The 7929-nt window shown below is 36.2% G+C and carries 4 protein-coding genes; 2 read left to right on the top strand and 2 right to left on the bottom strand.

Annotation, left to right across the window (positions count from 1 at the left end; all coding sequences use genetic code 11):
• The coding region (locus RAO94_11830) for a tandem-95 repeat protein (protein MDP8323031.1) at positions 1-4325 on the top strand (4325 nt) is incomplete at its 5' end.
• An 84-nt stretch (positions 4326-4409) separates the two neighbouring features.
• Here RAO94_11830 and RAO94_11825 read toward each other — a convergent pair.
• A complete protein-coding gene (locus RAO94_11825) occupies positions 4410-4526 on the bottom strand; it encodes a T9SS type A sorting domain-containing protein (GenBank protein ID MDP8323030.1) in 117 nt (38 codons plus the stop codon).
• A 393-nt stretch (positions 4527-4919) separates the two neighbouring features.
• Between RAO94_11825 and RAO94_11820 the strand changes: the two genes are divergently transcribed.
• Positions 4920-6182 (top strand): mechanosensitive ion channel family protein, encoded by a 1263-nt coding sequence (locus tag RAO94_11820; protein MDP8323029.1) that lies wholly within the window; start codon positions 4920-4922, stop codon positions 6180-6182.
• Between the two features lie 191 nt (positions 6183-6373).
• Here the strand turns inward: RAO94_11820 and RAO94_11815 are convergent, their stop codons facing one another.
• Positions 6374-7840, bottom strand: a complete 1467-nt coding sequence (locus tag RAO94_11815) for a T9SS type A sorting domain-containing protein (protein MDP8323028.1) — start codon at positions 7838-7840, stop codon at positions 6374-6376.
• Between the last annotated feature and the right edge of the window lie 89 nt (positions 7841-7929).

Raw genomic sequence — 7929 nt, 5'->3', positions numbered from 1 at the left:
GTATTCGTGGAGGTTCTGGAAATTATACAAGTAACACTGTAAATGAAAATGGTGAATACGGTATCTGGGGAGTTTCGGGAGATTATACAGATAACACTGTAACTAATAATGAAGGTTACGGTATTAATGGCTCTTCGGGAAATTATTCAAGTAACACAGTAAATGAAAATGGGCTTTATGGTATCCATGTTGATGGTAATGGAGATTTTACAAATAACACAGTAAATGAAAATGGTGAATACGGTATCTTTGGAGGTAATGGAAACTATGATAATAATACAGTAAACTTGAATAATGGATATGGAATAGACTGTGGAGAAGTTGCAGTATTAAATCAGAACGAAGTATCAAATAATGGTGGTTTTGGCATAAAAGATGGTCTATCTTTCCAAAATAACATCATCGATAATAATACTGGTTATGGAGTTCAAGCTTTTATTGATGCAATATTAAGCGATAATACTATTACTAACAGTGGTGATTACGGCTTGCTAAATGGTGTTTTAATAGAGAATAATGAAATATCCAATAATGGGGGATTTGGAATTGATGCTGATGAAGAAGCAACAATCAATAATAATGTAATCCATAATAATGACGGATTTGCTATTCATAATGGTAAGATAATCACTAACAATACGGTTACTTACAATGAGATTGATGATGTTTTGCAAATTAATACAGATCTAATAAACAGTAACAATATTAAGCAGTTCAGTCTTAACACGATCCAAAATAATATTCTGGAGGAGTATTTAAATGATAGTGAAGCATATTCAATCATAAGCTTTCCTTTATGCGATACCCTTGAGTTTGATAATAATATAATCGAAAATAACGAAACAGATGATTATTGCATAAAAGTATCAGGAAATGATCTATCAATAACTAATAATATTATAGCTGAATTCATCTATAGTGATAGTCCAGAGCAAAATGAAGAAGGCGTTGCACTATGGATAGAAGCCACGGGCTTAAATAACATCATTGATAATAATACCATTATTGATAATGGAGAAAACTATAGAGATGCTACAATTTATATAGCAGATGCAGATTCTCTATATATAACCCATAATGTAATATCCGGAAACTTAAGTGGGGGAATTTACTTAAATACAGGCAATATTGCTATTACAGACAATACTATTACTGGTAATGACATTGTTGGTTCTGCCTCAGCAATTTACTTAAACGGGATTTCAGCACATTCAGTTATTGAAAGAAATGTGATAACCAATAATATTGGGAGCTATGCTATTTATGGCAGTCCGGAGACTTTTACACAAAATAATATATTTTATAATTATTCAGCAGCAAATGACACAGTATTGTGCAATCTACGTTATACTGGAACTGATCAAATATCCTATCCCTATAACTTTTGGGGAACCAGAAGCGATCAGGGCAACATTGATCCATCTATTTATGATGATAATGAAAATGGAAGTATAGGTATGGTTTTATATCAGCCAATTCTGACAGCTCCGAGTCCCTTGACACCTGGGCAATTAACGATGATAGATACTGTGGTGGTGACAATAAATGGAGAAGAACTTTTGCCAAATACAAGTGGCGTTGCCGATGGTCAGACGGTCTATCTCTGTTTAATTGGTGAAGATGGTAATGAATTTTCTGTAGATTTAACTGAAGTGAATATTATTAATATGACGACCTTTTTCCCATTACAACCATTAATGTGGGAAACAGGCGAAAACACAGGGATATTCCGGTCGGAAATATCAATTTCATCTACAATATATAATCCAGAGCAGAATATTATGAGAGCAAATGCAGGTGATACATTGATGATTAGTTCTGTGATTGATCCCAGCAAAGTATTTTATCTTCCCATAATTGAAATGGGCTTTAATATGCCTGAGAGTATTACTATCAATGAAGATGAGAGTTTTTCTTTGGATATGACAGATTTCATTACTTTTCCCGGCAACGATGAATATTTGCTGTTTGGCGAGGGTAATGAATTTATTGATATTGCTATCGATGGCATGATGGTAACTTTTTCACCGCAGGCAAACTGGAATGGCGCTGAGTTGATTACTTTCGGGATAGATGTTCAGGAGCAAAGGTATGATTATCAGGATTCACTTCTGGTAATAATAAACCCGGTTAATGATGCTCCTATCGTAGTTTCAGAGATTGGTGATATAGTAATGAATGAGGACACTAATGATAATTCGATTGATCTTACTGAAATATTTACTGATATTGATGATGATGAATTAGCATACAGTTATTCTGAAAGTACAAATATCAGTGTGGAAATAGCAGCGGGAATAGTAACCTTAACTCCGGCTTCTGACTGGTTTGGTGAGGAAACTATGGTTTTCACCGCTACAGACAGCGACAGCGCAAGCATTAGCAGTATTGCCAATGTAACCGTACAGGGAATTAATGATGCTCCGGTCATTGATTTACCGGAAAACATCAGTTATTATGAAGATGAGTCAATGACGGTAGATATTAGTCAGTATATCATTGATGTTGATGATCCGCTGGATGAGTTGATCATTTCAATTTCTAATAGTGAGAATATCAATATTACGCAGGATAGCTTGCTAATAATCTTTTCTTCGCCGTTAAACTGGCATGGAGAAGAATTATTTACATTTACTATAGATGATCAGCAATCCAGATTAAGTGCTTCCGATAATGTGAATGTGATAGTAATGCCGGTGAATGATCCTCCCGTGATAGAATTACCGGATGATTTCACCTTTCTCGCAAATGCGAGCATTACAGCAGATTTTACTGATTTCGTAAATGATGTTGATGGTGATGAGCTAAGTATTACAGTTGCTGATAATGATAATATCATCGTAGATATAAATGGCTTAAACGTCACTTTTTCTGTTCAGGAAGAATGGTTTGGTGAAGAAGTAATATTTTTCACGGTTTCAGATACGTTAGTGAGAGCATCTGCCAGTGATGAAGTTAATATAATAGTTTTGGCTCCTCCTCTAGAACCAATTCTAATTTTGCCGAATGCTTTTTCTTTCAACGAAGATGAGTCTTTAACAATAAACTTTTTGGAATATCTCTCTGATGATGAAGTTGACTCTTTGTCACTTGCCGTAACCGGTAATGAAATGATAATTGCAGATATAAACGGAACGGAAGTGACATTCAGTGCTTATGAAAACTGGTTTGGAAGTGAAGAGGTGTTAGTAACAATTAACGGTGAAATGGTAAGGTTTAGCACCAGTGATAATGTGATATTGAACGTAGAACCTGTAAATGATATACCTGAGCTGAATATGCCTGAACAACTTTTCCTTGATATAGCAGGACAGCTTACAATTGATCTAGATGAATATGCCTTTGATATAGATCAAGATTCTTTACTATTTTCTGCAATACCGGGAGATGAACTGGAAATAGAAATTTTGGGAAGCCTGGCTATAATTTCATCTGAAATATACTGGTCAGGAGCAGAAAATGTGGTATTTTATGCAGATGATCAGCAGAGTCGAGTTAGCGTCAGTGATACAGTTCTGGTAATAAGAGAGTTTAGTCCTTATCCCATAATCGAAGATATTATTGATGTGCCTGATGATCAGGGTGGCTGGGTAATTGTCGAATTCACGAAAAGCTGTTTTGACACAGACAGTTTGATAGTGAGACCAGGTGAACAGTATGTGGTGCAATATCTGATTGAAGATGACTGGATGATTGCCAATTCGACAGCCGCTTTTGGTGCTGAAGTATATCAGATATTAACTCATACTTTACAGGATTCTATGTCAGAAAATCCTAATGCATATGAATTCCGTATTATTGCAGCAATGGAAGAAGGGAATTTTGTAAGTAATATTATGTCTGGTTATTCACTGGATAATATATGTCCGGTAGTGCCATCAGAGCTGCTCTTTGATTCTGGTTATCTGGTTTGGAATGAACCCGTTGATGAAGATTTTGCTTATTTCAGCATTTATCGGGATGGTGATTTGCTGGATTACAGTACAGAGCCAATAATGAATATTATCGGAGATTCAGGGGACTATCAGGTTACGGCAGTTGATTGTCATGCTAATGAAAGTGATCTTTCTGCTGCAGTATCCGGGGGTTATCCTTATGGAGATATTGATCATAACCAGGAGGTGGAAGCTATGGATGCTTCATTGGTTTTACAGTATTTCTGTTTGATAGCCACAGATTGGGAAGAATGGCAGATTGAGGTCGGTGACGTTGATGGTAATGGAAGTGTAGAAGCTTATGATGCAGCTCTGATCCTGCGATACACAGTCGGCATTATAGATGAATTTCCGGTGGAAACTATAACAAGACTACATCGGGAAAAGTAATAAGAAAATTACCTTTAAGGGGGTAGATATAGTCTGCCCCTTTAGATTGCTTACAAACCTTGATTGTTAAAATATGGACTTAATTTATTTCATTAAGATCATTTTTTTGGACTGCACAAATTCATCAGTTTTTAGCTGATAAAAATATATGCCCGAAGAAACTACCTGGTCATTATCATCTTTGCCATCAGCCGCAGGCATTTTCAATCGGTTACAATTTGTAACCAGTTCATTTTTTTCTTTTATAAGTCGATGTTTTATTGCTTTCCAGTAATTTCTTGCTTCCTGGTAATCCTCCCCGGAACCAAAACAAAGATTTCAAGATAAAGGGAAAAAACATAAACGGGATAAGATTTTCTTGTAAACACGGTGAACATGGTAAACACAGTAAACTTGGTGAGCAAAAAGTTATAATTGCTTAGTTACCTCTCGGATGGTCTTGCACCTCCGGTATGGTGACGACATGTTATTCCAACCCTATACTAAGCCAATAATAAAATTAATTTCAGGGGGATGTGTAATTAACAATGCAATTGACAAGATAGAGAGATTTAAATTTAATCGCAGCTAAATAATAAAACGGAGTAGAAAGTAATGAGAAATTTAATCAAAGACTGGCTACTGGAATTGGGCTTGCAATCCCCTCAGGCTTCTGTTTCAGCTTCAATCATATCATTAATAATTATGCTGTCAGCCGCCTGGATAGCTTATATATTCACCAATAAAGTAATACTGCGTAATATTAAGAGATTAATTGATAAAACACGAGCTCGCTGGGATAATATATTTTATGATCAGAAAGTATTCAGCCGGCTTTCTCATTTAGTTCCGGCGCTCATTATCTATTTCGGAGTCACACTGGTTTTACCAGATTTCCCACGAGCAGTGGAAGCGATTCAGACAGCAGCCTATCTATATATCGTAATTACAGCCTTATTAGTAATTAATGCCTTTTTGAATGCTTTACATAAAATCTATAATACAATGCCTTCCTCCCGAAATCGTCCCATCAAGGGTATTGTTCAGGTAATCAAGATATTCGTTTACATTCTTGGTTTTGGCATATTTGTATCCATAATCTTTGATAAGGATCTTACTTCATTTTTCACCGGATTAGGTGCGATGGCAGCAGTTATAATGCTGATATTCAAAGATACTATACTTGGTTTTGTGGCAGGTATTCAGCTTTCTGCCAACGATATGGTTAGTCTGGGCGACTGGGTGGAAATGCCCAGCAGAAATGCAAATGGAGTTGTGATTGATATTACCCTGAATACGGTTAAAATCCAGAACTGGGATAGAACTATAAGCACAATTCCGCCTTATGCTCTTATTACTGAGTCATTTACAAACTGGCGAGGTATGGAAGAATCAGGTGGTAGAAGAATAAAGCGTTCCCTTTATATTGATATAAAGAGCATTTGCTTTTTAAACTCAACAGATCTGGAAAAACTTAAGAAAATTCAGATAATCAGAGAATACATTAACGACAGAGAAAAAGAAGTTGCCGTATTTAACAAGCAAAATCAGGTTGATGACAGTGTTCTCGTTAACGGAAGAAGACTTACTAACATTGGTACATTCCGCCGATATGTAGAGGAATACTTGAAACAGCATCCCCAGATACACAATGATATGACTTTCCTGGTACGCCAGCTTCAGCCCACGGAGAAAGGACTGCCACTGGAAATATACGTTTTTAGTAAAGACCAGAGATGGGCTTATTACGAAGGCATTCAAGCAGATATTTTTGACCATCTTCTTGCTGTTATACCGGAATTTTCACTAAGTATATATCAGTATCCGGGGAGTGATGATCTAAGATTGTTCGCTCAAAAACAGACACCGTCAGGATAAGCTTGTAAAATACACATACCGGGAGCACATTAGTCAATTACCCATAATATTCTAACTCTTTTTGGCAAGAAAATATTAGCGGACTTTGTCCGAATTTAAGATGATCGGGGTAGGGGCAGACCCGTGTGTCTGCCCAAGTTGGTCTATCATACATCGAGATGCGGGGCTTGATTAATAATAAAAAGTTTGAGCTATTTAAGTAAGATCATTTTACCGTTTGCTGAGTCTTGATCTGTATTAATTCGATAGAAATATACTCCTGAGGGAACATCTTCTGCATTCCAGATAAGGTCATGCTGACCAGCATCGAAATGTTCATCGGCAATAGTATCTACTTTCTGACCTTTGATATTATAAACATCGATCCTTATATTTGATGCTTGATCAAGATTGAATGATATCATCGTCTCAGGATTGAATGGATTAGGATAATTATGCAGCTCATAATCTTTGGCAATGATCTCATTCACATCATTATCCAGTTGTATTTCTTCTGCTAAAGCAAGGAAGTTGATCGAAGAATCGCCATCGGTTAAGAATAATAATTCACCATCTCTTTTCTGCAATATCTTAAACGGCACAATCTGCGACTGCTCTCTGAGAGCAACATTGCCAGTAATCCTGTTCCTCACTTCTACGTAATTATCATTTAAAAAATACATAATGAAATTATTTCCCATATTTGTGGTTATACAGGTAGAGGGACCTATATAAATTCCTGATGGACTGGTAATTTCTGTTTCCCAGAGCAAGTTTGAAAGGTCTGGCGAATAACAGTGAAGCATATTATTCAATGATTCCCAGACCACAAGTCCGTAATCCAGGTAGTGGTCATCAAAATTGTTTAGAAATTTCATAAGAAGTCCAGAAGCTTGATCATGATCAACTTGCAGGATTTCATTTACTACTGCTGGTGTACCCAAAGATACGTTATTCAGCGTATAGATGGAATAATCAGGTTCATAATAACAATAGAACCAAGTATAACCAATGGACATAATGCTCTCTGCTCCTGCGGTATAAAACCAGCTTGTCCCAACTTCCGGTATTTCTTCCAATTCACCCAATATCCCCTGATCAAATTGACACTTATACATGAATGGATCACCTGAACTTTGCTCCCAACCAAAACTATTATATTTCTCTATACCAAGATATAGATATTCGGAACCATCTATTTCAGCTACATTGATATTTTTGACAAAAAATAAATCGCCACTCATCCCAGTACCATATCCAATTTCTAGGGATAGACTATCTATGATTGCCATTGAGTTATAATCATATACTTTTATATCACAGTATATTGATGGTTCAGTAGATCTTTGCTCTACTTCCAGATAATAAACTGAGTCATCAGATTCATACATACTCACCGAGACATCCCAGATGTTTTCCGGGAATGGTTCGCTGTGAACTGACAGTAAATTACCATTAAGATCATATACAGCCAATGACTGAATAACCGGGTAATTATTTTCTTTAGAGAAAACATACAATTCATCCTGATCATCACCATTACCATCAGCCAGCCAGAGTTTATGAGTACAATTATTCCCCATATCAACAGGCACCGAAAACTGATGACTATAGCTTATTTCTCCGTAACAGGCGATACTGATAAACACTATCAGTACAAATAAAATAATCTTTTTCATAATATCCTCCTAAGTTTTATTTCCCTTTATGGAAATAGAATTATTCCATTAAAATTCATTTTTTAACTCCCGCAAATTCAGTGCTGAGC

The sequence above is a fragment of the Candidatus Stygibacter australis genome (assembly GCA_030765845.1).
Classification (GTDB): Bacteria; Cloacimonadota; Cloacimonadia; order Cloacimonadales; family TCS61; genus Stygibacter; species Stygibacter australis.
Note: the sequence above shows the minus strand (reverse complement) of the source record. Positions and strands in the feature narration are given on the sequence as shown.

Coding starts and splice junctions, on each gene's coding strand:
- RAO94_11820 (MDP8323029.1), top strand. CDS start 4,920: ATGAGAAATTTAATCAAAGACTGGCTACTGGAATTGGGCTTGCAATCC.
- RAO94_11815 (MDP8323028.1), bottom strand. CDS start 7,840: ATGAAAAAGATTATTTTATTTGTACTGATAGTGTTTATCAGTATCGCC.
- RAO94_11825 (MDP8323030.1), bottom strand. CDS start 4,526: ATGCCTGCGGCTGATGGCAAAGATGATAATGACCAGGTAGTTTCTTCG.